General features: G+C 55.1%; 21 protein-coding genes, 1 tRNA gene and 2 pseudogenes. 12 read left to right on the top strand and 12 right to left on the bottom strand.

Annotated elements, in window-relative coordinates:
- The first annotated feature begins 150 nt into the window (after positions 1-150).
- The 4 genes from ACPW74_RS07545 to katG all read left to right on the top strand — a co-directional run bounded on the left by ACPW74_RS07545 (position 151) and on the right by katG (position 4,847).
- Complete coding sequence (locus ACPW74_RS07545; protein ID WP_005329233.1) at positions 151-405, top strand: helix-turn-helix domain-containing protein; 255 nt, start codon at positions 151-153, stop codon at positions 403-405.
- On the top strand, positions 405-1,715 hold the full coding sequence (locus ACPW74_RS07540) for a type II toxin-antitoxin system HipA family toxin (protein WP_005329232.1): 1,311 nt from the start codon (positions 405-407) through the stop codon (positions 1,713-1,715). The genes ACPW74_RS07545 and ACPW74_RS07540 overlap by 1 nt, the downstream gene beginning before the upstream one ends.
- 360 nt (positions 1,716-2,075) lie before the next feature.
- A tRNA-His gene (locus ACPW74_RS07535) sits at positions 2,076-2,151 on the top strand.
- Between the two features lie 521 nt (positions 2,152-2,672).
- Positions 2,673-4,847, top strand: a complete 2,175-nt coding sequence (gene katG / locus ACPW74_RS07530) for a catalase/peroxidase HPI (protein WP_279981415.1) — start codon at positions 2,673-2,675, stop codon at positions 4,845-4,847.
- A gap of 100 nt (positions 4,848-4,947) precedes the next feature.
- On the opposite strand, the gene ACPW74_RS07525 is transcribed toward katG, so the two are convergent.
- Genes ACPW74_RS07525 through ACPW74_RS07510 form a run of 4 tightly spaced genes read right to left on the bottom strand, consistent with a single transcriptional unit; the run spans position 4,948 to position 6,472 of the window.
- Positions 4,948-5,712, bottom strand: a complete 765-nt coding sequence (locus tag ACPW74_RS07525) for a DeoR/GlpR family DNA-binding transcription regulator (RefSeq protein ID WP_425858838.1) — start codon at positions 5,710-5,712, stop codon at positions 4,948-4,950.
- Between the two features lie 43 nt (positions 5,713-5,755).
- Positions 5,756-5,983 (bottom strand): HAD family hydrolase, encoded by a 228-nt coding sequence (locus tag ACPW74_RS07520; protein WP_279981418.1) that lies wholly within the window; start codon positions 5,981-5,983, stop codon positions 5,756-5,758.
- Positions 5,984-5,992: 9 nt separating this feature from the next.
- Positions 5,993-6,283, bottom strand: coding sequence for a hypothetical protein (locus ACPW74_RS07515; protein ID WP_279981419.1), 291 nt, complete (start codon positions 6,281-6,283; stop codon positions 5,993-5,995).
- 60 nt (positions 6,284-6,343) lie between these two features.
- Positions 6,344-6,472: a hypothetical protein gene (locus tag ACPW74_RS07510; RefSeq protein WP_279981420.1), complete on the bottom strand. Its 129-nt coding sequence runs from the start codon at positions 6,470-6,472 to the stop codon at positions 6,344-6,346.
- A gap of 272 nt (positions 6,473-6,744) precedes the next feature.
- On the opposite strand from ACPW74_RS07510, the gene ACPW74_RS07505 reads away from it, so the two are divergent.
- Positions 6,745-7,932 (top strand): MFS transporter, encoded by a 1,188-nt coding sequence (locus ACPW74_RS07505; protein WP_425858835.1) that lies wholly within the window; start codon positions 6,745-6,747, stop codon positions 7,930-7,932.
- Complete coding sequence (locus ACPW74_RS07500; protein ID WP_279981422.1) at positions 7,929-8,444, top strand: phosphoribosyltransferase; 516 nt, start codon at positions 7,929-7,931, stop codon at positions 8,442-8,444. Before ACPW74_RS07505 ends, ACPW74_RS07500 begins: the two co-directional genes overlap by 4 nt.
- Before the next feature lie 541 nt (positions 8,445-8,985).
- Here ACPW74_RS07500 and ACPW74_RS07495 read toward each other — a convergent pair.
- The 6 genes from ACPW74_RS07495 to ACPW74_RS07470 all read right to left on the bottom strand — a co-directional run bounded on the left by ACPW74_RS07495 (position 8,986) and on the right by ACPW74_RS07470 (position 16,575).
- Positions 8,986-9,966, bottom strand: coding sequence for an IS5-like element IS5 family transposase (locus ACPW74_RS07495; RefSeq protein ID WP_026141181.1), 981 nt, complete (start codon positions 9,964-9,966; stop codon positions 8,986-8,988).
- 147 nt (positions 9,967-10,113) lie between these two features.
- Positions 10,114-11,031 carry an IS5 family transposase gene (locus tag ACPW74_RS07490; RefSeq protein ID WP_336580497.1) on the bottom strand — a complete coding sequence of 306 codons (918 nt, stop codon included), beginning with the start codon at positions 11,029-11,031 and terminating at the stop codon, positions 10,114-10,116.
- Between the two features lie 34 nt (positions 11,032-11,065).
- Positions 11,066-11,944, bottom strand: coding sequence for a hypothetical protein (locus ACPW74_RS07485; protein ID WP_425858832.1), 879 nt, complete (start codon positions 11,942-11,944; stop codon positions 11,066-11,068).
- A gap of 273 nt (positions 11,945-12,217) precedes the next feature.
- Positions 12,218-12,766, bottom strand: coding sequence for a condensin complex protein MksE (locus ACPW74_RS07480; RefSeq protein ID WP_043122280.1), 549 nt, complete (start codon positions 12,764-12,766; stop codon positions 12,218-12,220).
- Positions 12,759-14,144, bottom strand: a complete 1,386-nt coding sequence (locus ACPW74_RS07475) for a hypothetical protein (protein ID WP_043122276.1) — start codon at positions 14,142-14,144, stop codon at positions 12,759-12,761. Before ACPW74_RS07475 ends, ACPW74_RS07480 begins: the two co-directional genes overlap by 8 nt.
- Entirely contained in the window at positions 14,134-16,575 is a 2,442-nt protein-coding gene (locus tag ACPW74_RS07470; protein WP_425858830.1) for a hypothetical protein, read from the bottom strand. Before ACPW74_RS07470 ends, ACPW74_RS07475 begins: the two co-directional genes overlap by 11 nt.
- Positions 16,576-16,682: 107 nt before the next feature.
- Between ACPW74_RS07470 and ACPW74_RS07465 the strand changes: the two genes are divergently transcribed.
- Positions 16,683-17,936 carry an IS256 family transposase gene (locus tag ACPW74_RS07465; RefSeq protein ID WP_113069873.1) on the top strand — a complete coding sequence of 418 codons (1,254 nt, stop codon included), beginning with the start codon at positions 16,683-16,685 and terminating at the stop codon, positions 17,934-17,936.
- Here ACPW74_RS07465 and ACPW74_RS07460 read toward each other — a convergent pair.
- The gene (locus ACPW74_RS07460; protein ID WP_425858828.1) at positions 17,916-18,413 is read right to left on the bottom strand and encodes a hypothetical protein; all 498 of its coding nucleotides are present in this window, start codon (positions 18,411-18,413) and stop codon (positions 17,916-17,918) included. The genes ACPW74_RS07465 and ACPW74_RS07460 overlap by 21 nt on opposite strands.
- Positions 18,403-19,185: a hypothetical protein gene (locus ACPW74_RS07455; protein ID WP_133280088.1), complete on the bottom strand. Its 783-nt coding sequence runs from the start codon at positions 19,183-19,185 to the stop codon at positions 18,403-18,405. Before ACPW74_RS07455 ends, ACPW74_RS07460 begins: the two co-directional genes overlap by 11 nt.
- 122 nt (positions 19,186-19,307) lie before the next feature.
- Here ACPW74_RS07455 and ACPW74_RS07450 point away from each other — a divergent pair, with 122 nt between their 5' ends.
- The 5 genes and pseudogenes from ACPW74_RS07450 to istB all read left to right on the top strand — a co-directional run bounded on the left by ACPW74_RS07450 (position 19,308) and on the right by istB (position 23,353).
- Complete coding sequence (locus ACPW74_RS07450; protein WP_043122269.1) at positions 19,308-20,129, top strand: WYL domain-containing protein; 822 nt, start codon at positions 19,308-19,310, stop codon at positions 20,127-20,129.
- A 240-nt stretch (positions 20,130-20,369) separates the two neighbouring features.
- A pseudogene (locus ACPW74_RS07445) lies at positions 20,370-20,474 on the top strand (integrase core domain-containing protein); the annotation flags it as partial.
- A 224-nt stretch (positions 20,475-20,698) separates the two neighbouring features.
- Positions 20,699-20,821: pseudogene (locus ACPW74_RS07440) on the top strand (IS1595 family transposase); the annotation flags it as partial.
- 220 nt (positions 20,822-21,041) lie between these two features.
- On the top strand, positions 21,042-22,583 hold the full coding sequence (gene istA, locus ACPW74_RS07435) for an IS21-like element ISAs29 family transposase (protein ID WP_111809685.1): 1,542 nt from the start codon (positions 21,042-21,044) through the stop codon (positions 22,581-22,583).
- A 14-nt stretch (positions 22,584-22,597) separates the two neighbouring features.
- Positions 22,598-23,353: an IS21-like element ISAs29 family helper ATPase IstB gene (gene istB, locus ACPW74_RS07430; protein ID WP_000194037.1), complete on the top strand. Its 756-nt coding sequence runs from the start codon at positions 22,598-22,600 to the stop codon at positions 23,351-23,353.
- Positions 23,354-23,384: the final 31 nt, after the last annotated feature.

Below are 23,384 nucleotides of genomic sequence, written 5' to 3'. Positions count from 1 at the left end.
AATCGAAAGTGCGACACCCATACCTGAGGATCAAGGTTAAATACCGCCTTTAGCGTGTGAAAAACATTTACCGCCTAAAGCAGGTAAATATTGATATACCTGCCACAGCGTGTAAATTAAAAGAAATTACGCTACCAGGTAAGTCAAATCATGAAAGTAACCAGCGCCAAGCAACTTAGTGCCTGTCTCAAGGATGCCAGGCTTTCGCAAAAGCTCTCCCAAGGCAAAGTGGCCGGCAAGGTGGGGATCAGGCAGGACACGGTGTCCAGCTTCGAGCTCAATCCCGAGTCAACCAAGCTGGAGACCTTGTTCAAGATCCTCGCCGCACTGGAACTCTCCCTCGATATCAGGCCCCGCACCGATCCTGCGGAAAACGCCACGCCTGGCTGGAAGGAGGAGTGGTAATGGCCAGCCTGACGGTCTACATGAACGGATACCGGGTAGGTACCTTTACCAAGGCGACCAATGGTGCTCACCAATTTCAGTACGATGAATCGTGGGTGAAGTTGCCAGGCAGCCGCCCCATCTCGCTCTCCATGCCATTACGCCAGCAGCGCTACCAGGGCGATGAGGCCTATAACTTCTTCGATAATCTGCTGCCAGATAACCCGGAAGTAAGAAACCGGGTGGTGGCGCGCTATCAAGCCGATTCCACCCAACCCTTTGATCTGCTCAGTTGTATTGGCCAGGACAGCGTGGGGGCATTGCAACTGGTGGCTCAGGGCAGACCTGTGCCAGACGTTAAGCGCATTGAGTGCAAGCCGCTCTCTGACGCCGAACTGGAGCAGATCATGACCAGCTACCAGCAAGGGATCCCGCTTGGTATGGTGAGGGAAGAGGACGATTTTCGGATATCCATCGCCGGGGCTCAGGAAAAGACCGCGTTACTCTACCTCGACAACCGTTGGTGCTTACCGCATGCAGCGACCCCAACCACCCACATTATCAAGCTGCCCATTGGCAAGATCGAAAGCCACTCCTACTCGATAGACCTCTCCCAGAGCGTAGAAAACGAATATCTCTGCACCCTGATCGCCAAAGCATTGGGTCTTCCGGTTCCCCATTGCTTCATCATGCAGGTCGGCAAGGTCAAGGCTCTGGCGGTGGAACGCTTCGATCGGCGCTACGCCACGGATCGCAGTTGGATCATGCGCCTGCCCCAAGAGGACTTCTGCCAGGTGTTGAATGTACCGTCAGCACGCAAGTACGAGAGCCATGGTGGACCGGGCATTGCTGACATCATGACGACCCTGCTGGGATCGGCCACGCCGGAGCAGGATCGGTACCTGTTTATGAAGTCTCAGGTGTTGTTCTGGCTGCTGGCTGCCACTGATGGCCATGCCAAGAATTTCTCGGTGTTTATCGAACCTGAAGGGCGTTTCCGGCTTACACCGTTTTACGACATCCTTTCCATGTATCCTGCATTTGGTGGTAAAGGATTACATCCCCGTGATGCCAAGTTGGCCATGGGGCTTACTGCAACCAAGGGCAAAAAATACGCGATAGAGCAGATATTTCCTCGCCATTTTTATCAAACGGCCAAGGCGATTGGTTTTGAACAAGTGCAGATGGAAAAAATCATCAGCGAACTGACGGATAATCTGGATGAGGTAATATCAATCGTTCGTCAGCAATTGCCTGATACATTTCCCACTGAGATTGCAGATTCAATTTTGGGTGGACTCAGTTCGAAAGCGCAACGCTTAAAACGATAATTGACCAATGTGACAAATGCCTCTTGCATCGCCCCAAATGAGCCTCTATCGAGGCTCATTTTTTTTGCGTACGAGCGAGTGAATGATCCATTTTAGATCAAAAAAACAACTAAAAATGCAGAAGCCTGAAGTGCTAATTTTGGCAACATAAAATTTCCTCAGCTAACCTAGACAGACTTAACGGCAATAAGACATTGATTTTAAAGTATTATATTTATTTGATGTTTGACGTATTCTGATGACATTTTAACTCTATTAACAGGTACGGCCTTCTAAGCCGTGGGTCGCAGGTTCGAATCCTGCAGGGCGCGCCATCGATACACATGAGTTTGATTGCTGTATCGAAGGCAGATTTCAGTGGTGGCTGTAGCTCAGTTGGTAGAGTCCCGGATTGTGATTCCGGTTGTCGTGGGTTCGAGCCCCATCAGCCACCCCATTATTCCCCTTCAGGCTGGGATCAGCCTGATGAGACAGCAGCACGCTGTCTGTTTGGACCGGCCGCTGGCCGGTCTTTTTGTTTCTGCGCCGTCCGCTTTTTGGCGCAACGCCCCCACCTCATCCTCTGGCGCTCGGTGCCCTGCTCAGGACGCAGTCCGGACCGCCGTCACAAAAATGGGGTTTTCTGCCCCGCTCAAGACAAGCCCTCCTCATGCCATGACCCAGCGCAAGTCCAGGTCTGATCCCTCGTGTTATGGATAAAAAGATTGATAACACGGCTGCCAGGGCGCTCCTTCCTTCTCTTATCCCTTGTACAGGAGCAGCCAAATTCGATGGCACCGATTCATCTTTTCGTAATACGGTCATCCCATCCTTAATCAATTAGCTGAAATATAAGGAGTTATTGATAACCCCCCGATGCCGGTCCAAGGCCCAGCCTGTCACATGCCCCGCCGGTTGCAGGAAAAGTTCCCATACTGAGTTGTCTGCATTGCACATGACTGCCAAGGAGAGACAGAGATGAGTGAAGAAAGCAAATGCCCCTTCAACCACACCGCCGGCGTCGGCAGAACCAATCGAGATTGGTGGCCGAACCAGTTGCGGCTGGATCTGCTGCATCAGCATTCCCCCGGCGCCGATCCCATGGACAAGGACTTTAACTACGCCAAGGCCTTCGCGAGCCTGGATTACAAGGCACTCAAGAAAGATCTGGTCAAGCTGATGACGGATTCCCAGGAGTGGTGGCCGGCGGACTTCGGTCACTACGGCCCCCAGTTCATCCGCATGACCTGGCATGCTGCGGGCACCTATCGCACCACCGACGGTCGCGGTGGCGGCGGCCGTGGCCAACAGCGCTTCGCCCCCCTCAACAGCTGGCCTGACAACGTCAACATCGACAAGTCCCGTCGCCTGCTCTGGCCCATCAAGCAGAAATACGGCAACAAGATCTCCTGGGCCGATCTGCTGATCCTCGCCGGCAACGTCGCCCTGGAGACCATGGGTTTTCGCACCTTCGGCTTTGGCGGTGGGCGGCCCGACGTGTGGGAGCCGGATCAGGACGTCAACTGGGGGGATGAAATTGCCTGGCTCGGGGTCGATCCCGATCGGGTCAAGGGCGATCGCGAGCTTACGGCCCCCTTCGGTGCCACCCACATGGGCCTCATCTACGTCAACCCGGAAGGGCCCAACGCCAGCGGTGACTACATGGAGGCTGCCAAGGACATCCGTTCCACCTTCGGTCGCATGGCCATGAACGATGAAGAGACGGTCGCCCTTATCGCGGGCGGCCACACCTTCGGCAAGGCCCACGGCGCCGCGCCCGAATCCCACAAGGGGCCAGAGCCGGAAGCCGCGCCTCTGGAGGCCCAGGGCCTCGGCTGGATGAGCGACTTCGGCAGCGGCCATGGCAAGGACACCGTCTCGAGCGGGCTCGAAGTGACCTGGACCAAGACACCGGCCCTGTGGAGCAACAACTTCTTTGAAAATCTGTTCAACTACGAGTGGGAGCTGACCAAGTCGCCTGCCGGCGCCAAGCAGTGGGTGGCCAAGGATGCACCGGAGATCATTCCCGATGCGCACATCCCGGGCAAGTTCCACAAGCCGACCATGCTCACTACCGACCTGACCCTGCGCTTTGACCCCGAGTTTGGCAAGATCTCCCGCCACTTCTACGAGGATCCGCAAGCCTTCGCCGATGCCTTCGCCCGCGCCTGGTTCAAGCTGACCCACAGGGACATGGGCCCCATCGCCCGCTACCTGGGGCCGGAGGTACCCAAAGAGGAGCTGATCTGGCAAGACCCCATCCCCGCAGTCAATCATCCCCTGATCGATGACAAGGACGTGGCCCTGCTCAAGGAGAAGATCCTGGCGACCTCCCTGTCCGTGGCCGAGCTGGTGTCGACCGCCTGGGCTTCCGCGTCCACCTTCCGTGGCTCTGACAAACGCGGTGGCGCCAACGGTGCCCGCATCCGCCTGGCCCCGCAGAAGGAGTGGGCCGTGAACCAGCCTGCCCAGCTTGCGAAAGTGCTTCAGGCCCTCGACGGGATCCAGCAGGCCTTCAACGCCTCAGCCACCGGCGGCAAGCGGGTCTCCCTCGCCGATCTCATCGTGCTGGCGGGCAGCGTGGGGGTCGAGCAGGCCGCGAAGAGAGCCGGTGTCGCCGTGACCGTGCCCTTCACTCCGGGCCGGATGGATGCCTCCCAGGCCCAGACAGATGTGGACTCCTTCGCGGTGCTCGAGCCCCTCGCAGATGGATTTCGCAACTACGCGGGCGAGTGCGCGGGCTTCGCGGAGACCATGCTGATCGACAAGGCGCAGCTGCTCACCCTGAGTGCCCCCGAGATGACGGTACTGGTGGGCGGCATGCGGGTGCTCGGCACCAACGCGGGCAACTGCCACGGGGTCTTTACCGCCGCCCCGGGTACCCTCTCCAACGACTTCTTCGTCAACCTGCTCGACATGGGCACGGAGTGGAAGCCGGCGGCTGGCAGCCAGGGAGTCTATGAAGGCCGTGATCGCCAGAGCGGCAAGGTGAAGTGGACCGGAACCCGGGTCGATCTGGTGTTCGGTTCCAACTCCCAGCTTCGCGCCCTGGCAGAGGTCTACGCCAGTGCGGATGCCAAGGAGAAGTTCGTGAAGGACTTCGTGGCGGCCTGGACCAAGGTGATGAACCTGGATCGCTTCGATCTCGCCTGATGACGCTGGCAGGTGCCCCGTTCCCGACGCCCCGGGAACGGGGCGTTTTTTATGGGCCGCTTCCAGCCCCCGGCCTCTCCCCGCTCTTCTCGCGGCGGCATCAGCCGGCGGTGATGACGGTGCAGCCCTCCCCTTCGAACGTCTTGACCAGGACCGGATCCTGCCGGGTGCAGATCAGGTAGTCGAGATCCGCAGCGTGCAGGAAGGGGTAGGAGGCCAGGGACTCCAGCTTGTCGTCATTGCACAGCACCGCCAGCGAGCCGCAACGCTCCGCGACCCGGCGCTTGAACTCGCTGTCCTGGTAATGCACGGCGCTGAAGCCGAGATCCGAGGACCAGGCACAGACCCCCAGGAAACCGAGGTCGAAGCGGAACTTTTTGATGCCCTCGGCCGCCGTGATGTCGACGGCCCCGCCGACCAGCGGATCCTGCTCGCCACCGATGAGGATGGTCCTGATGCCGGGTCTCTCCAGCAGCCGGCAGGCGATGGCCGGGCTGTTGGTCACCACCGTCAGACCATGGTGTTCCGGCATGAGGGAGGCCAGTAGCAGGTGGGTGCTGCTGGCATCCAGGAAGATCAGCTGGTTCGGTTTGACCAGGCTCAAGGCGGCCATGGCCAGGGCCTGCTTCTGCGCCACATGCTGGGTACTGCGCTCGGTCAGGGTCCCCGTCTGGGGCGACAGGGAGATGGCGCCACCGTGGATGCGCTTGCAGCGCCCCTCACCGGCCAGATAGCGCAGATCCCGCCTGATGGTCGCCTCCGTGGTGCCCAGCGGCTCCGCCAGCTCCGCCGCCATCACTTTGTGGTGCGCGGCCAGCAGATCCAGAATGAGGAGCCGTCGCTCCTCCGGTGAATACTTGTCCATGGTGTTCCCTTGTAATGGCCGGGCGATCACCGCCCGGCCCGCCTTACGCCCCCTGCCGCTGCAGTGCGAACAGTTGCAAGATGGTGTGCATGACGGCGTCCTCATCGTTCGAGCGGGTGATGAAATGGGCGGCGTCCTTGGTCTCGTCGTGGCCATTGCGCATGGCGAAGCTGAAGTCGGCGCACACCATCAGCTCGATGTCATTGAGCCCGTCGCCAAAGACCAGGGTCTCATGACGACCGGCGCCGACCAGCTGCTGCAACCTGGCCACCGTTGTCCCCTAGTGCACGCCGGCATTGGCGATGTCTATCCACTGCTTGTCGGACGCCACTATGTAGGCCTCGTCATCACACTCGCCAAGCTGGCCCCGCAGATCCAGGCAGCGGCCCTGCTTGTCATAGAGGGTGATCTTCACAACGTCCGTGGTGATGTCGCCAAAATCGGCGACCGTCTGCACCTGGGTGTAGGAGCGACGCACCAAGGCTTTCAGATGATCCGGCACCTCCTCCCGGATCGCCGCGCAGGCCGCCGTGCAGGCGATGACGATATGCTCGCCCGGCAGACGCTCCAACCGACGGATGATGGCCAGGCCCAGGGCGTTACCCAGCAGCGACTGATAGACGTAGCGCCCCTAGTGCTTGATGCGGGTGGCGCTGTCTTCCAGGATCCAGAAATTCGCGCTCTGCGCCCCCAGCCGCACCTCGACCCGGTCGACCTGTTTTCCCGTGCAGGGCGCAAAATGTATCCCCTGCTGCGCCATGGCGGCAACCACCTCGGCGAACAGGGCTCGGTTGTTATCCCCCCTGCTATATGAGGAAGGTGCCGTCCATGTCCGTGATGATGAGCGTGATCATGCTGTTACCTCGGATGTATGCATGCTGACCGCGGTCATTATATCGCCACAATGAACACACACAAACAAATACAAGGTCATTTTTGTTCATATGAGCTCGAAATGATCATAGCATGACCTCCTCGCTCGGAGGATCCCAGGCACAGCCCCCTCCTTCGACTGTCATCCAAGGAGACCCCATGTTGTCCACACTCTCCAGTCGGCGGCCCCGGCACGAGCGGCTCGCCACCCGAGCCACCTTCTTATGCTCGGGCTTTGCCACGGCGGCCTGGGCCTCCATCATCCCCTTCGCCAAACTGAACGCCCAGATAAGCGACGCCACCCTGGGCATCATGCTGCTCTGCCTCGGAGGCGGCGCACTGCTTGGCATGCCCATCGCTGGCATCTATACCAGCCGCATCGGGTGCAAGCGGGTGCTCGTGGGGGTGGTGTCCGCCATCGCCCTGCTGCTGCCCTGCCTGCTGCTGGCGAGCTCCCCCTGGCTGCTGGCCCTCACCCTGGTGTGCTACGGGATGAGTGTCGGCACCACGGGCTGCGCGATGAACATCCACGCCCTGGCCGTCGAGCAGGAGGCAAAGAGACCGCTCATGTCCGGCTTTCATGGCTTCTACAGCCTGGGCGGCATGGCTGGCGCCTTCATCCTGACCCTGCTGCTCACCCTCGGCATGGGCCCCATCGCCGCGACCCTGGCTACCTCGCTGCTGATCATGGCCCTGCTGGTACTGAACGCCCCCGGCTACAGGACGGACGCCACCGCCCGCAGCGGGCCGCTCTTCGCCCTGCCGCGAGGGCCCGTCGTCGTCATCGGCATCGTCTGCTTCGTGTTCTTCCTGGCCGAGGGGACAGTGCTCGACTGGAGCGGCATCTTCCTCAACGAATACCGCGCCGTGCCGGCGAGCGCGGCGGGGCTGGGCATCCTCTTCTTCTCCATCGCCATGACGACGGGGCGCCTGCTCGGGGATCGCGCCGTCGCCAGGCTGGGGGCCCGCGTGGTGGTGACAGCAGGCACCTGGATCGCCGTCACGGGTTTCCTGCTCAGCCTGTCGCTGCCCCAGTGGCAGACGGCGATGCTGGGGTATGCGCTGATCGGCCTGGGCTGCTCCAACATCGTCCCCGTCATGTTTTCGGCGGCCGGCCAGCAGTCGCTCATGCCGGGAGCCCTGGCGATCACCGCCGTCTCCACCCTGGGCTATGTCGGGGTGCTCTCCGGCCCCGCTCTGGTCGGCTTTGGCGCCGACGCCTTCGGTCTGCCGACAGCCCTCCACGGCGTCGTCTTGCTGATAGTGCTGGCCCTGCTGCTCAGCAGACGCGTGCGGCTGGCGCCACGGGCCACCCCTCTTTCAACAACCTGTCAGGAGCTGCCATGAGAAACCCTGTTTTCGGCGAGGTGGTATTGAAAACCGAGGACATTGCGCTCGGCGTCGAGGTCATCGCCAAGCGGCTCAACGAGCGATTCACGGAGGCGGTGGTGATCACCGTGGTGCCGGGCGGCATGCTGTTTACCGCCGATGTCGTCAGGGCGCTGCGCTTTGATGTCGCCATGGACTATATCTCCTGCCCCCACACTCCGGGGGAGCGCCACAACGCCTCCCCCATCGTCTTTCACGACAATGTCGGCATCCGGGACAGAGACGTCATCCTGATGGACGACGCCATCGAATCGGGCGGTACCATGAAGCGGCTGGTCGCGCACCTGCAGGCGTTCGCGCCACGTTCGCTGTCCATCGCGACCCTGTTTGTCAAACCGGGGCGCGTGGCTATCCCCGCCGAGCAGTTTTATGCCTATGAGATGACGAACGATGACCTGCTGGTGGGCTACGGCCTGCCCTGGGAGCACAAGTACCGGAATATCCCCTATGTCTCCAGATTGAAGAGATAACGACATAAACGGGATGACATGGTGGAGGAGCGGGTGCTTCATTTGGCTGTGGATCTGGATGGTGCTTCCCGCCTGATGTTTGCTCTGCGGGCACCCTCGTAATCGTTCAATGCCACCGCCCGATCGCGCGGGCCCCACAGCCCATCCGCCAGCCAGCAGATACGACAAAGGCCCCGTCTTGCGGCGGGGCCTTTGTCTGTAGTTGGCGGTGAGAGCAGGAGGCTTCGCCACCAAGGTGCCTCCCCCCTGAAAGCCTGCGGCCATTCACCACCACAAGCTGCTCTGCTCTAACCCTCGAAATAACTCACTAAAACGTTGTGAATCAACCAATTATGGTTAAAGGCTGACAGGACCCATGTCACAATCATGTGCCGCTGTCAGTTGGCTCGGCTTAGGGAAGGTGCGAATAAGCGGGGAAATTCTTCTCGGCTGACTCAGTCATTTCATTTCTTCATGTTTGAGCCGATTTTTTCTCCCGTAAATGCCTTGAATCAGCCTATTTAGACCGTTTCTTCGCCATTTAAGGCGTTATCCCCAGTTTTTAGTGAGATCTCTCCCACTGACGTATCATTTGGTCCGCCCGAAACAGGTTGGCCAGCGTGAATAACATCGCCAGTTGGTTATCGTTTTTCAGCAACCCCTTGTATCTGGCTTTCACGAAGCCGAACTGTCGCTTGATGATGCGAAATGGGTGCTCCACCTTGGCCCGGATGCTGGCTTTCATGTATTCGATGTTGATGGCCGTTTTGTTCTTGCGTGGATGCTGTTTCAAGGTTCTTACCTTGCCGGGGCGCTCGGCGATCAGCCAGTCCACATCCACCTCGGCCAGCTCCTCGCGCTGTGGCGCCCCTTGGTAGCCGGCATCGGCTGAGACAAATTGCTCCTCTCCATGCAGCAGATTACCCAGCTGATTGAGGTCATGCTCGTTGGCCGCGGTGGTGACTAGGCTGTGGGTCAGGCCACTCTTGGCATCGACACCAATGTGGGCCTTCATGCCAAAGTGCCACTGATTGCCTTTCTTGGTCTGATGCATCTGCGGATCGCGTTGCTGCTCTTTGTTCTTGGTCGAGCTGGGTGCCTCAATGATGGTGGCATCGACCAAGGTGCCTTGAGTCATCATGACGCCAGCTTCGGCCAGCCAGCGATTGATGGTCTTGAACAATTGGCGGGCCAGTTGATGCTGCTCCAGCAGGTGGCGGAAATTCATGATGGTGGTGCGGTCCGGCAAGGCGCTATCCAGGGATAACCGGGCAAACAGACGGATGGAGGCGATTTCGTACAGAGCATCTTCCATCGCGCCATCGCTCAGGTTGTACCAATGCTGCATGCAGTGAATGCGTAACATGGTTTCCAGCGGATAAGGTCGCCGGCCATTACCAGCCTTGGGATAAAACGGCTCGATGACTTCCACCATGTTTTGCCATGGCAGAATCTGCTCCATGCGGGACAAGAAAATCTCTTTTCTGGTCTGACGGCGCTTACTGCTGAATTCACTGTCGGCGAAGGTGAGCTGATGACTCATGATGAACCCTTTTTCATGGCTCCAGATGACAAACATGATCTCATATCAGGGACTTGTTCGCACCTTCCCTAGGCCAATGACCATTAGCTCCGGCGTTGTTGATCAAATCCGTCGCTGGATGGCCGTTCCCCAACCCGTTGATACCACTCAATTCACTGGCTGGCGAACAGGCATACCAAGCCCTGTCAGCTTGTTCATCACCTTCACGCCAGCCAGGATTTCGCCCACCTGGGCGTTGTAGTTCCGCAGGCTCAGCGTTGGCCCGATGAGTTGCTTGAACCGGTACATGGCGGTCTCGGCTATCGAGCGCTGGTGATAGCCGGAGTCTTTCTTCCATTGCTTCAGTTCACCGGCCTTGAGCGCCGTCACCGCCTCGTTGCGGGGATGGCCTTCCTCCCACGGTGCCGCATTTTTTCTCGGCGGTATGGTGGCTTTCGCCCCCTTCTTCTTCAGTAGCGCATGACAGGCCTTGGTGTCATACGCACCATCGGCGCTGACCTGTTTTATCTTGCGTCGTAAGGGGTTGAGCAACGTCGGTAACACCTCGTTATCCGCCACCGTCTCCAGGCTGACTTCGGCAGCGATGACCGCATGGGTTGTGGCATCCACCGCCAAGTGGAGCTTGCGCCACACTCGTCGCTTCTCCTTGCCGTGTTTGCGAATTTTCCATTCGCCTTCGCCATAGACCTTGAGGCCGGTGGCATCAATGACCAAGTGAGCCACCGGGCCTTGGCTGGGGACGCGGTACTTGATGTCGACGGTCTTGGCGCGCTTGCTGATACAGCTATAGTCCGGCGACTGCAAAGGCACCGCCATCAGTTGGAACAACGAGTTAATGAAGCCTTCTAGCGCCCGCAGCGGCAACTTGAACAAGCCTTTTAGCATCAGGGCCGTCTCAATGGCGGTGTCACTGTAGTGGAAACCTCTCCCTCGGCGGCCATGGTGGACCAGGCAATGCCACTGCTTAATGGCTTGTTCGTCCATCCAGATGGTCAACGAACCGCGTTGCACCAAGGCTTGGTTGTACTGCTGCCAGTTGCTGATCTTGTGCTTGGACTTGCCCATCTGATGCTCTCGGAGACTGCGCTACAGGATCAGATCACCGAGATGTCAGATAGTTCCCCGATTTGAGCAACAAGGCCATTAGCTCCTCGAGAATGTCATGGCCGTTTAAAAGGTCATTCAAGCGGCACCGCCGGGGTTGTTCTGATAGATACCATCTGCCAGCGTCTGGAGAAATCAGAGCCATCACATCAGCCAATTCATCACGACGCGATAGAGTCCCTCTAAGACCGAATTCTGTACCGACAAAATCCAATGGAAGCCAAGGATTTTTGCACTCGGTTAGATAACTATCCAATTGTGGCCAACGGATACCACATCGAGTCGCTTCAATAATGGCGGGCCAACGCGAGGATGACGCACCATACAGGAAAGCTTCCAGAGCAATAATGAATGGATTAACACCATCTTCGTAGCGAGCAAAAAGCTTGACTTCCTGACCCGCTATATTTATTGAAAATGACTTTGGTGATGGCAGTCGTCTCGGCGGCAATGATCGGTCGGTGTTGAAAGAATATTCTGCCTTGCTGGGACTTTCACAACTAGTTTGCTCTGGCCGGGGGGGCCAATGGGGGGGCCATGGTTCATCACATAACATACTCGGACAAGCAGGCCATAATACAGTGGGCTCAGAGAATGAATCTCTGTTTGTTGCAACGAGAATATGATTACTTGTCTGCTCGATTGTTTGTAAAGTGGTTGCATAGTGTTCGAGACGCTCCTGCAATTCACTATGATAGCGTTCAAGTTTCTCGAAATCCCGCAGCATCCGAGTCTGAACAGGGTATGACAACACATCTTGACGTGGATAGAGTTCTGCGGCCATCCTAGGCAAGTTATCCCGCCATTGGCGCACTATCAGCTCCTGCTGCGAGATACTGATCAACCTATGCTCGACTGCTTCACGAGCTCTCATGGCACGTTCATACGCAAGATTAAGTGCCTGGGCAAAAGGTTTTACGATTCTTAGAGGCATTTAGATGTACCTAAACTCGTATGCTGGACTTCGTGTGCTTCACCTGAACATATTTTTGGTTGTGATATATATATGAAGCAATAAGCTATAATGCCACCTTTCGGCAAGGCCCACGGTTAGAACAAGTCATAACTTCTACATACCAAGGGCTTGCCAGCACCGTTTCTAAGAAAAATGCAAAATCCGTGGCACACCTAAGTATATTTCACTCTATTAAGCAGTATAATTCGCTATAATTTCGTCAAAGAACGCCCTACCAGAATCAGATAACACATATACTTGCTGACTTGGCTTCTCCAGCATGATATTACGGTTCACAAGAGTGGTCCGGATCTCTTTATGCAGGTCCTTATTGATACCAGCTTTCTCCAAGATCTCGCCGGTGTCGCTCATCTCCTTGATAGCCTCGATGTCAGCGACCGTGATCCCCCCCGCCGCATCGGTCAGCTTCTCAAGCCGATAGTTGTTCTCAGTGATGTACTTACCGAGTAACAACAGCATCAAACACGCTCGCATCGAGATGTCGGTTTTCAGATCATCCTTATTGTTCACCCGGTCGCGAATGAAGAAGTAATTATTGGTCTCAACGAACTCAAAGCCGTTCATCTCGTACTGCGTCCGGTAATCTTTGAGGTTAGTGATGATCTCGATGAATAACTCGTTATCGACAAACTGACCCGCATTATTGAACGTTGTTTTGTTGATCATCTTGCCATTCATCAGGTCGTTAAAAATGTCACTGCTCAAGGCGGCGTTATACATGTTCTGGCTCCTTGGAATGTTCGAGTACGAGTTCGAGAACGATATAGTTCAGATAGTAGGTGTCATCGGTCATTCGACCGCGTTGGCGGTTCGATTTGACCCGATGTGGAGGCAGAAGCGGCATAAAGGCCTCAAGCCCGTACAGCACATCCACTAGGCAGAATTCCGGCAATGTCTGTCTCAATGTGTCATGGAGATAGGCCTGCACATCCGGGATATGGGCCGGGAGATACTTCTGCTTAAACAGCAGCCTGAAAATCTGGATCTGCCGTTCCTGAGTGACGTTCAAGCTAGATGGCAGTGGTTTTAACGCAGGCATCTTTGGCTTGATCTCGGTATTTTCCAGAAGGTTCAAGTACTCATTAAACCGCTTGTCTGTCTTGCCATCTTCCCATGTAAAACGCGATGAGTAGCTCTTATTGTGACTACTCAATCCATCGAGCGAGCTGTACTGCTTAAAGTAGTCTGCCTTACCCGTCAGGTACATGTTGCGCTTCTGGCCATGACGCAGCAATTTCACTGAGTCCATCAACCCGGTGAAGGCACTCTGGATAGCCAGGTAGTTATTCCGATCTCGCGCCAGATGGCTGGTGAACTGCTCCAGCTTTTTAACCAGTACCGCCAGGTCCTTGTAGTAACTGGTAATGGCAGTTTTGCGCGACAAAATGACGTTGGCGATATCAAAGCGCTGGATCTCGTCACTACAGTGGTAATCAATTAACTGCTGTACCGCCCTGGAGAAGTTGATTGTCCGCACCATCTCCATTTTTGGGTTAATGAACTCCAGGCAAGGCATCACGTAGCGCGCATAGAGCACTCTCACTCGCTCATAAAGGTCAAACACCGAGATGGTGCACTCACCTTCGTCATAGGCCTTATAGTCCTGGGCTACCGCTTCAACCTGCGCCGTCAGCGCCGCCACGTTAGCCTTAATCTTCGAGTGGATCTCGCTCATCAAGGTGTTGAATGCATTTCTTGCATCCAGATAATCCTCTTTACCAAACTCGAACTGCATCATGTCTTCGGAGATTTGCACTGTGCGCTTGCGCAGTTGCTCAAAGTCGAAATGTGTCAACTCTTTGGTGCGCTTCACATCCAAAAAGCGCAGTAGCTCGACAATGATATTCTCTATGGTGACCATACCAGTATTGCGGTCATTGCTGACAAAGACCCCGTTTTCTAGCAAGGATTCCATGCTCAGGTGCGTCTGGATGTTCGGCGTGCTGTCCTCACAGATCACCTTGCTGTAGAGGTTCAGGTACAAAAACTCCGGAAACTCCAACGATCCATCGTTTTTGTCGATGTGATCCAACAGTGCAAAAAATACGTTCTGATGGCGCACGATACCCGTGATCAGGACATCGCGATTAAGCCTCATCGGGAATCTCCCCAAAAGCCTGCACATCCCACGGTAAGATATTCATGTGGCATTTACTGACCTGCGGCGCTTGCACCTTCACATGGTCAATCTGCACCCAGCGACCCACCTTTTGCGCAATAAATGACGAGAAGGCAGGCGTGGCACAGAAAATGGAGAAGCCATGCTTGGCAATCTGCAAAATGGTTGCGCTGGTGTTTTTAAAATCCAAGGTACTGATTTCGTCGACGATGATCGGCATGCGCAGTGCAACATAATCTGGTGTCACGCGCTTGAGCAGTACACTCAATACGAAGGCGGTGATAGTGCTGGTGGTGCCGCCAGACTGGCTCTTGGTGACCATCTCACCGGTCTCTGCCAGTACATAGTTGTACTTGATCGAGGAAATGATGTCGTGCATCTTCAGACGGCGCGTTTTCTTGTTGAAGTAGGCTTCCACAAACTGAGCCAGCGTCAGATAGAACTTGTCATCAAGCATCGAATCATCCTGAATATTCACTTTATCAAGGGTCGACAGCATCTGTTCAAAGCTCGGGTTGGTTTTCAGAACCAACTTGATTTCGGACAAGTTTGAGACGTGTTTATCATTGAGTTCTTTATTGATGTCGTTGATGAAGTTCATCAGATACAACTTGGCATCACGTAACTCACTCAATTGATTGCCTACAAACTGGTTATGTGCCCTTACCTCGGTCAGCAACTGCGCCATGTCGTAATCGAGCGTGGTAAAGGTGTGTTCATACGCCTTCACAATTCGCGCAAAATCTTCCGTGGTGCGATAATCCATGAACAGATCGACATCCGGATGAGTGATAATGGTCATCAACTGGCGCAACTCACCTGTAAATGTTTGGTGGTTTTTGCTGTAGGTTGTTGCCAATCCATCGAGTTCGTTGACCAGCTCTTTGCTCAGCATTGGCGGCAATTCCAGTGCATCCACCTCAGCAGCCGTCATCTCACGAGGCTGAAAGACATGTCTCACCCGACCAAGCGAACTTGTAACAATGCTAAAGAGCTCTTTCTGGCAATCGAGCTCTTTGAGTTTCGCATACCAGTGGTTGAAGTCCCCTTTGGCTTTGCGCTGCTGTTCTTGGATCTCGGCCAGCTGTTCACCCACAACCTTCTGCTTGCCAATATTCGCAGCAATAATTTGTTCAAAATATGCAATTTCTTTCTTTAGCTTTTCCAGGCCATAAACCAGGCTAATGTCTTCCTCGGCGCCTTTAATATTTTCCATGCACTTAGCCATCATCTTCTCAGGGTTGGCATGTTTACCCTTAGCTAACTCTTCCATTTTGCTCTTGATGGACTTCTCACAACCACTGAGCTGGCCTTCATAATCTTGCCTTTCCTGCTCCCTCGCTTTGGCAGACGCTCTGGCGTCATAACTCCTGAACTGTGTGCCAAATGGCTTGCCAAGGAAGGTCAAATTGTTTGACTCATCGGTCGCAAACAGACCAGCAAAGGCATTAATCGTGGCCTTTTGCTCATTCGTCAGGGAGACTACGACCCCGTTAAAATTGCGATTAATTGACAATAAGGCAGAGGCTGCTTGCTGGTCTAACTGATCCAGGAAAGAGAGTTTCGTGTTAGCAATCAGCGTATTGACGTCCGCCAATTTCCCAATCAGAAGATTTTTCTCCCTGATCACTCGCTCTAGCGACAGCTTAATACCGTTCTCTTCCTTGAGTTCTTCGTGCTCTTTGGTTTGTTCTGCGATGAAATCTTGAAGCTCTTCAATAATGTCTTTGTTGCTCTTGGACGAACCGTAACTACTGATGATTTCAATCGTTTTGAGCCGCTCAGCCTCTTTCATAGTGAGCTGAGTGCTAAAATTCTTGATGGTTGTCCCAGCATCTTTCGCCTGACCATCAAGCTCTTTTGCTTGGTCTGTAAGCGTCCGATCCAACTCCCGCAGTTCGTCCACATGCGTAGAGGCTTCCTGATAGAGCGGCACATGCTCCTCTTGACGCTTACCCAGCAAATTTTCCAGCGTGTAATACGCTATGCTGTAAGCCTCATAATCCGTCTCAATCTGAGCAAAGCTGTCCCTGACCCGCTCATAGCGCGGCTTAGCATTTTGAAGGGCTTGCAGCCAATTTTGCTTCTCCACCAAGGTGGCATGATCTTCGTTAATTCGAGTTAAATCAGCATCAACTTTTTCTTCAGCGCGGCCACGTCCCATCTCCACCAGCGTGGCAATAGCTTGCGGCAGCGATTGGGTCTCCGTGTTGGTGTTATCAAAGGCAAGCTGGTAGATGTTGCTAAAGGCCGCGATCGACTCGGTGTTAGCATCCTTGAGCGGCAGCACACAAAAGCGCTTCTTGCTCTTTTCGTGACGGAAACCCTCATACATCAGCTCGATCAGCACTTTGCGCTCATTGACCTGAATACCATCATGTTCACGGGCAAACTTGGCGAGCGCCTGCACGCTGAAGTCCGAGTTATGGTGATTTCTGGTGTACGGAGGGATAGAAGGAGTGGCGTATCCTGCTGATTGATTCCTGCAAGAATCTCAATCAACAGAGCGGATACGCCATGAAACATTCTACCCTCACTGTCCTGCCACAACCAGAAGGCAAGCCCGGCGACATGCTCACCGAGCTGCTACGCGCCGGAGCCAGGGACCTGATTGCACACGCTGTGGAGGCGGAGCTCGCCATCATGCTTGAGCAGCATCGAGAGTTGCGACTCCCTGATGGCCGCCAGGCGGTAGTGCGCAACGGGTATCTGCCCCAGCGGACTATCCAAACCGGCATCGGAGACGTTGAAATCAAAGTGCCCAAGGTACGCGACCGCAGCGGCTCCGGTATCAACTTCACCAGCACCCTGCTGCCGCCCTATCTCAAGCGCTCCCGCAGTATCGAGGAGCTGTTGCCGTGGCTCTACCTCAAGGGGATATCCAGTGGGGACTATCAGGAGGCCCTCTGTGCGCTGCTCGGCGACCAGGCCAAGGGGCTGTCAGCCAACACCGTCTGCCGGCTCAAGCAAGGTTGGATTGATGAGCACCAGCGGTGGCGACAACGAGACCTGACCAAGTCTCGCTATGTCTACTGGTGGGCCGACGGGATATACAGCAACGTGCGCATGGATGACCGGCTCTGTTTGCTGGTCATCATCGGGGTGACCGAGCACGGGCGCAAGGAGCTGGTTGCGGTGGAGGATGGTCACCGGGAGTCAGAGACAAGCTGGACGGAGGTGCTGATGGGACTGCGAGGCAGAGGGCTCACCCTCAGTCCCAAGCTGGCCATCGGGGATGGGGCACTGGGCTTTTGGAAGGCGCTGGCCAAGTGCTACCCGGACACAGCCCATCAGCGCTGCTGGGTTCACAAGACAGCGAATGTCTTGTCGGTGCTGCCCAAGTCGGTACAGCCCAAGGTCAAGGAGGCGCTGCATGATATCTGGATGGCCGAGACGAGAGAGGATGCTCACAAGGCGTTTGATCGCACCCTGACCCGTTTTGAAGCGAAGTATCCAGGGGCCATGGATAAACTGGTTAAAGACCGGGATGAACTGCTGGCGTTCTATGATTTTCCGGCGGAGCACTGGGTCAGTATCCGGACGACTAACCCGATAGAGTCAACGTTTTCGACGGTCCGGTTACGCACCAAGCGAGCGAGAAACTGTGGTTCACGGGAGACCACGCTGGCGATGGTTTATAAGCTGCTGGAGTCGGCCCAAAAGAACTGGAAGCGGCTCAAGGGATTTGCGCTGCTGACGTTGGTGGTAAACAACGTGAAGTTCAAGGACGGAATACAGATGCAGGAAGAGTCAGACAGGAACGCCGCCTGACTCCATACACCACATTTGACAATAACTCCTGAAGTCCTCAGCAAAGGTGTTTGCCGCCTCGTTCCAAAACAGCGGGCGCATCACCTCATAGGCCACCGGCACGAAGAAGCGACCATACTGGTAGTTGTTCATCTTGTAGAGCACCATGACGAACTTTCCTTCCGGATTCTGTACTTCCAGCGCCACAAAAGACCGTGCATCTGGGAAATAGAACTCATAAGAATCCTCTTTGGAGAAGAGTCCACTTTTGCCCTCAAACTTGAACTTGGATTCACACTGGTTGAAGTTCACCTCTGGATAGAGCAGCAACTTTGTTCCGGCGAGTGACGCTGTCTTGCCTGCGTTGTTGTCCGCAAACATGGCAAGATGTTCATCCAACAAGATCTCGGAGTAACCATGGTTAGCAGAATTCACGTAAACCATCCGCTTAAGGATATAGTCTTCGCGCATTTCATCTAAAAAAAGGTCATTCGCCATAGAGATAACTTTCCTGTTCAAGAGTGCGCTGATGTTTCTTGATGAGCTTTGCGAACGGCAGCAAGGCTGGACAGGCCATACCAAGACTAATCACGTTATCAATCTGTTTTGCTTCTGCACGCAGATTCACTTTGATGAGGCGAAGCTCTAAGTCAGCAGGCACTAAAAATGTGGCCGGATGACCCGGCAATAAATCCAACATATTTTTGGCGATTTGAAGTCCACCAGCATCCACATCGAAGCAGAAAAAGCGATGCTCATAATGGGCAAAAAACACCTGATGCAGCGCGTTACTCACTTCGTTGCCAGCGGCAAATACCACATCCAGATCGTCGATGTTCACGTCAGTCAGCGCGGTGTGGCGCTGCAAAAACGCCACAGTCTCAGCGGCACGAATGTAATTCTCGCGGTTTTCTATCAGCAACACCTTCTTTGACTGAGCAAAGGGGTAACAAAACCCACCCTCCCCATCAAATACCGCCACAGATGGATGGCCCAGCCCCTTTCGCACCATCAGCAGTGACCCATTGACCTTGTGCTGGTGGCTGTTGTTTTGGCTGGCGGCCGATACCCGGTCATCCCCTGCCGTATCAACCAGCGAGCGAAGCTGAGCAAGTAGTTCTGGTTCGATTGCAGTCACCCGATAGAGATTCCATTTAACCTTGCGAGCAACCACATCAGTACTGAGAAACGGGCGCGACAACGCAAGACTGCCGAGCAGCTGAGTCAACTTCATCAAGTTAACCGGCAGACCCTTATCAATCTTGTCCAAATAGTCCCTTAATCCATTAAGACTCATAAAAAACCTTGCGTACATTATTGAACTGTTTACACAATAATACACTGTGCGTTAGAGTTCACTTGTTTTAGCAAGCCATTTACTAGGAACTGCACATGCCTTCCGTGATTGATGAACGCCAAGCCGAACGTCTCCAATACATCGATCTCTGTGCCTACGTCCTTGGCGCAGTCAATCGAAACGTTCTGATGAACCGCTTTGAGATCAAGCAGGTCCTGGCAACCCGCGACATCTCCGCCTATCAGGAGATGTCAGGTGAGAACCTCACCTACGATCTGGCCCTGAAGTGCTATCGGCCCAGCAAAAACTTTGTCCCGAGGTTTATTCACAACATCGATGATGCCATTCAACTCTTGTGCGACGGCACCGTGACCATTGACTGCGAGCCGCGCTTTGTTGGTAATGCCAGCACTTACCGACTCCCCCGGATCACGCTCTCTATCACAACACTCTATCCGGCGTTTCAGGCGCTGAGCCTTAGCAGAGAGGTGGTCATCAGCTATATGTCAGTCAAGAATGGCCCCAGCACCCGCACCATCGCGCCTCATTCCCTCTTTCGCACCGGCACCTTTGTCTACCTACGGGCCTTTGACCACAAATCAGGGGAGTTCCGTAGCTTCAAACTCAATCGAATCATCCATTGTGAATTGCTACCAACAACACCTGCTATAGATCAACGGAAGGAATATGATGATGAGTGGCAACGCCAGGTCACGCTGGTCATCAAGGTGAACGAGGGTGTCGAGCACCCCGAGTCTATAGCCTACGACTACAACATGGAAAATGGCGAGTTACGGGTAAAGGTTAAGAAGGCACTGGTGATGTTTTGTCTGATGGACTGGAATGTCGCACCGCTTAACTTTAAAGGCCTACCGGGAATACTGTTTCCACTTAAGTTGGTGGAGGTTATCGAGTAGTTCTCTAGGGAAAGTGCGAACAAGTATCCCACGAACAAAAAATGAAAATTTTAGTCATTTAATATCAATGGGTTACCATTAAATGCTCTCGTGCCATATGACTTATTCGCACCTTCCCTAGGCTACCCATTCACCGTTCTCGCAGACAACGGTATTGCCTTCACAAAGCAAGCAAGATAAAGGAATGGCCCTACCAACCGTCTCGTTGGGCACGTCTTTGATCAGGTCTACCGTCAACATGGCATAAAGCACAAACTGACCAAGCCATATCACCCATGGACCAATGGGCAGGCCGAACGAATGAACCGGACGGTAAAAGACGCCACAATAAAGTCATTTCACTATCCAGGGCGTTGTTTCCCAAATCGATTCAGCCTGAACACTATTACGGTAGTGCTCTGATACATGACCTACGGAAAAAAACCTCTGCTGGCAAATGGGCTGAAGAGTTTTTGTGTGCACGTGCAATCGATGAGCATCCCAAGATAAAACATCCTGATTACCCATGATTAGCAGTCAGTTACCACGAACTATACTGATCTTACGTACAGTTATCGAGGTGCGAGATCATGGCCAAAAGCAAAATCCAATTCCAGAAAGGCTACAGCCTGTTTGAGTTTCTCAAGGACTATGGCACTGAGGCTCAGTGCGAAAACGCGCTGTTCACTTGGCGTTTTCCTAACGGCTTTGTTGCATATTCCGGCCGATCATGAACACCAATTCCGATTCAACGTGAACACCATTTCCGGACCAATGTGAACGCTCATTCCGGTTCAACCTGAACACTTCGCCCCTCCTTTCCGGAAACAGTGTTCAACATCCCGGAATCACTGTTCACATTCACCGGAATCATCCTTAACGCATTGATTTAAAAACCTTTGATACGCTCTCCCTTTTGCCAGGGAAGAGCCTATGTCTGCCAAGAGGATTGCAATGCGTAAAATTCGTGAAGTGCTGCGACTGCGGCTGGAAGCTGACCTCTCTGTTCGCCAAATCAGTATCTGTACCAAGGTCAGTGTCGGCTCCATCCAGAAACTCCTCAAAAGTGCCCAGGCGCTCGGCCTTACCTGGCCCTTACCTACCGAGCTTGATGATGGCCGACTGGCTGCCCTGTTCTATCCGCAGGCCGATACCACCATCTCGGCCCGCCATGTTGTGCCGGATTGGCCCTCTGTCCATCAGGAGCTCAAGCGCAAGGGGGTCTCCAAACAGCTGCTCTGGGAGGAGTACACCCAGCGCTATCCCAATAGCTGTTACAGCTACTCCCAGTTCTGTGACCGTTACAAGTCCTGGTGTCAGTTGCAAAAGCGCTCCATGCGCCAGATCCACAAGGCGGGGGAAAAGCTCTTTATCGACTACTGCGGGCCCACGGTGCCCATCGTGTCGCCGACTACGGGTGAGGTCCGTCAGGCACAAGTCTTTGTCGCCGTGCTCGGTGCGTCCAACTACACCTTTGCCGAGGCCACCTGGTCCCAGTCACTGCCGGACTGGCTGCAAAGCCATGTCCGTGCCTTTGAGTTTTTCGGCGGGACACCGGTACTGCTGATCCCCGACAACCTCAAGAGCGGTGTCAGCAAGGCTTGCCGATACGATCCCGAGCTCAACCCCAGCTACCAGCAGTTGGCCGAGCACTATCAGGTGGCGGTGATGCCAGCTCGCCCTTACAAGCCTAAGGACAAAGCCAAGGCCGAGGTGGGTGTGCAGATCGTCGAGCGCTGGATCCTGGCTCGTCTACGCCATCAGACCTTCTTCTCGCTTGCCGAGCTAAACCAGTGCATCCGGGCTTTGTTGAATGAGCTCAACGAGCGCCCGTTCAAGCAGCTGCCCGGTAACCGACGCGAGGCGTTTGAGCAGTTGGACCGCCCGGCACTGGGGTCACTACCGGTGCATCCCTATCGCTATGTCGCCATCAAAACGGTCAAGGTCAACATCGACTATCACGTCAGTTATGAGCAGCACCATTACTCGGTGCCGCACCAGTATGTGGGTCAGCAACTGGAGCTCCATGCGGGCGATACCCTGCTTCAGGTCTATCACCAGCAACAGCTGGTCGCGAGCCATCCGCGTAAAACCATCCCGGGGATGAGCACACTCCCTGAGCACATGCCGGAACGTCACAGCAAGCAGCAACGCTGGACGCCAGGGCGTCTTAAGCAGTGGGCTGCCGACATCGGACCGGGCACCTTGTGCTGGGTTAGCGAACGGCTGGCAGAGAAAGCCCATGCCGAGCAGGCATACCGACTCTGCCTGGGACTGCTGAGTCTTAGCCGGGAGTATCCGCCATCACGAGTCGAAGGCTGTTGCCAGCTGGCCAACCGGGAAGGACTGGTGCGGCTCAAGCAGCTCAAGTCGGTGCTGACCAGTGGCCGCGACCAACTGCCCGCAAGTCCGCTCAGTTATCCAGAACTGCCGCAAGAGCACGAGAACATCCGCGGCCCCCAGAGCTTCCACTAACGAGGAAAAAACCCATGACCCAACAAACGCTGACCCGCTTGAGACACCTGAAACTGACTGGCATGGCGGATGCCGTGCAACAACAACTGGAACAGGCAAGTACCTACGAAGGGCTGCCCTTCATCGAGCGGCTAAGCCTGCTGGTCGAACACGAACAACTGAGCCGGGAGCAGCGTAAACAAGCTCGGCTGGTCAAGCAGGCGAGGCTCAAACTCCAGGCCACGGTGCAAGAGGTGGACTACCAGTCTGCACGCAACCTGGAGCGGTCACAGGTGGCAAACCTGGCCCAAGGAGAGTGGCTGCGCCGGGGCCAGAACCTGCTCATTACCGGCCCCTGTGGCTGCGGAAAAACCTACCTAGCCTGTGCGCTGGGCTACCAAGCCTGTCAGCAGGGGCACAGCACTCGTTACTACCGGCTGCCGCGTCTGCTACTTGAGCTGAGCCAGGCCAAGGTAGATGGCAGTTACGCCAGACTGCTGGGTCAACTGGCAAGGATAGAGCTGCTGATCCTGGATGACTGGGGACTGGAAGCGGTGAATGCCGAGCAGCGCAACGCCCTGCTGGAGATCATGGATGATCGGTACGGGAAATACTCGACGGTCGTGGTCAGTCAGCTGCCAACGGAAGAGTGGTACGCGAGCTTGGGGGACAACACTCTGGCAGATGCGATCCTGGACCGGCTGATGCACAACGCTCACCGGCTGTCACTGAAGGGAGAATCGATGAGAAAGAGGAGAAGTGAGTTGACCCAATCTGAACACTCGAGTTAGAAACGGGGTGACGTGAGCGCGTTAAGGATCA

Source organism: Aeromonas sp. INTO2, assembly GCF_049860605.1.
GTDB lineage: Bacteria > Pseudomonadota > Gammaproteobacteria > Enterobacterales > Aeromonadaceae > Aeromonas > Aeromonas caviae.
Note: the sequence above shows the minus strand (reverse complement) of the source record. Positions and strands in the feature narration are given on the sequence as shown.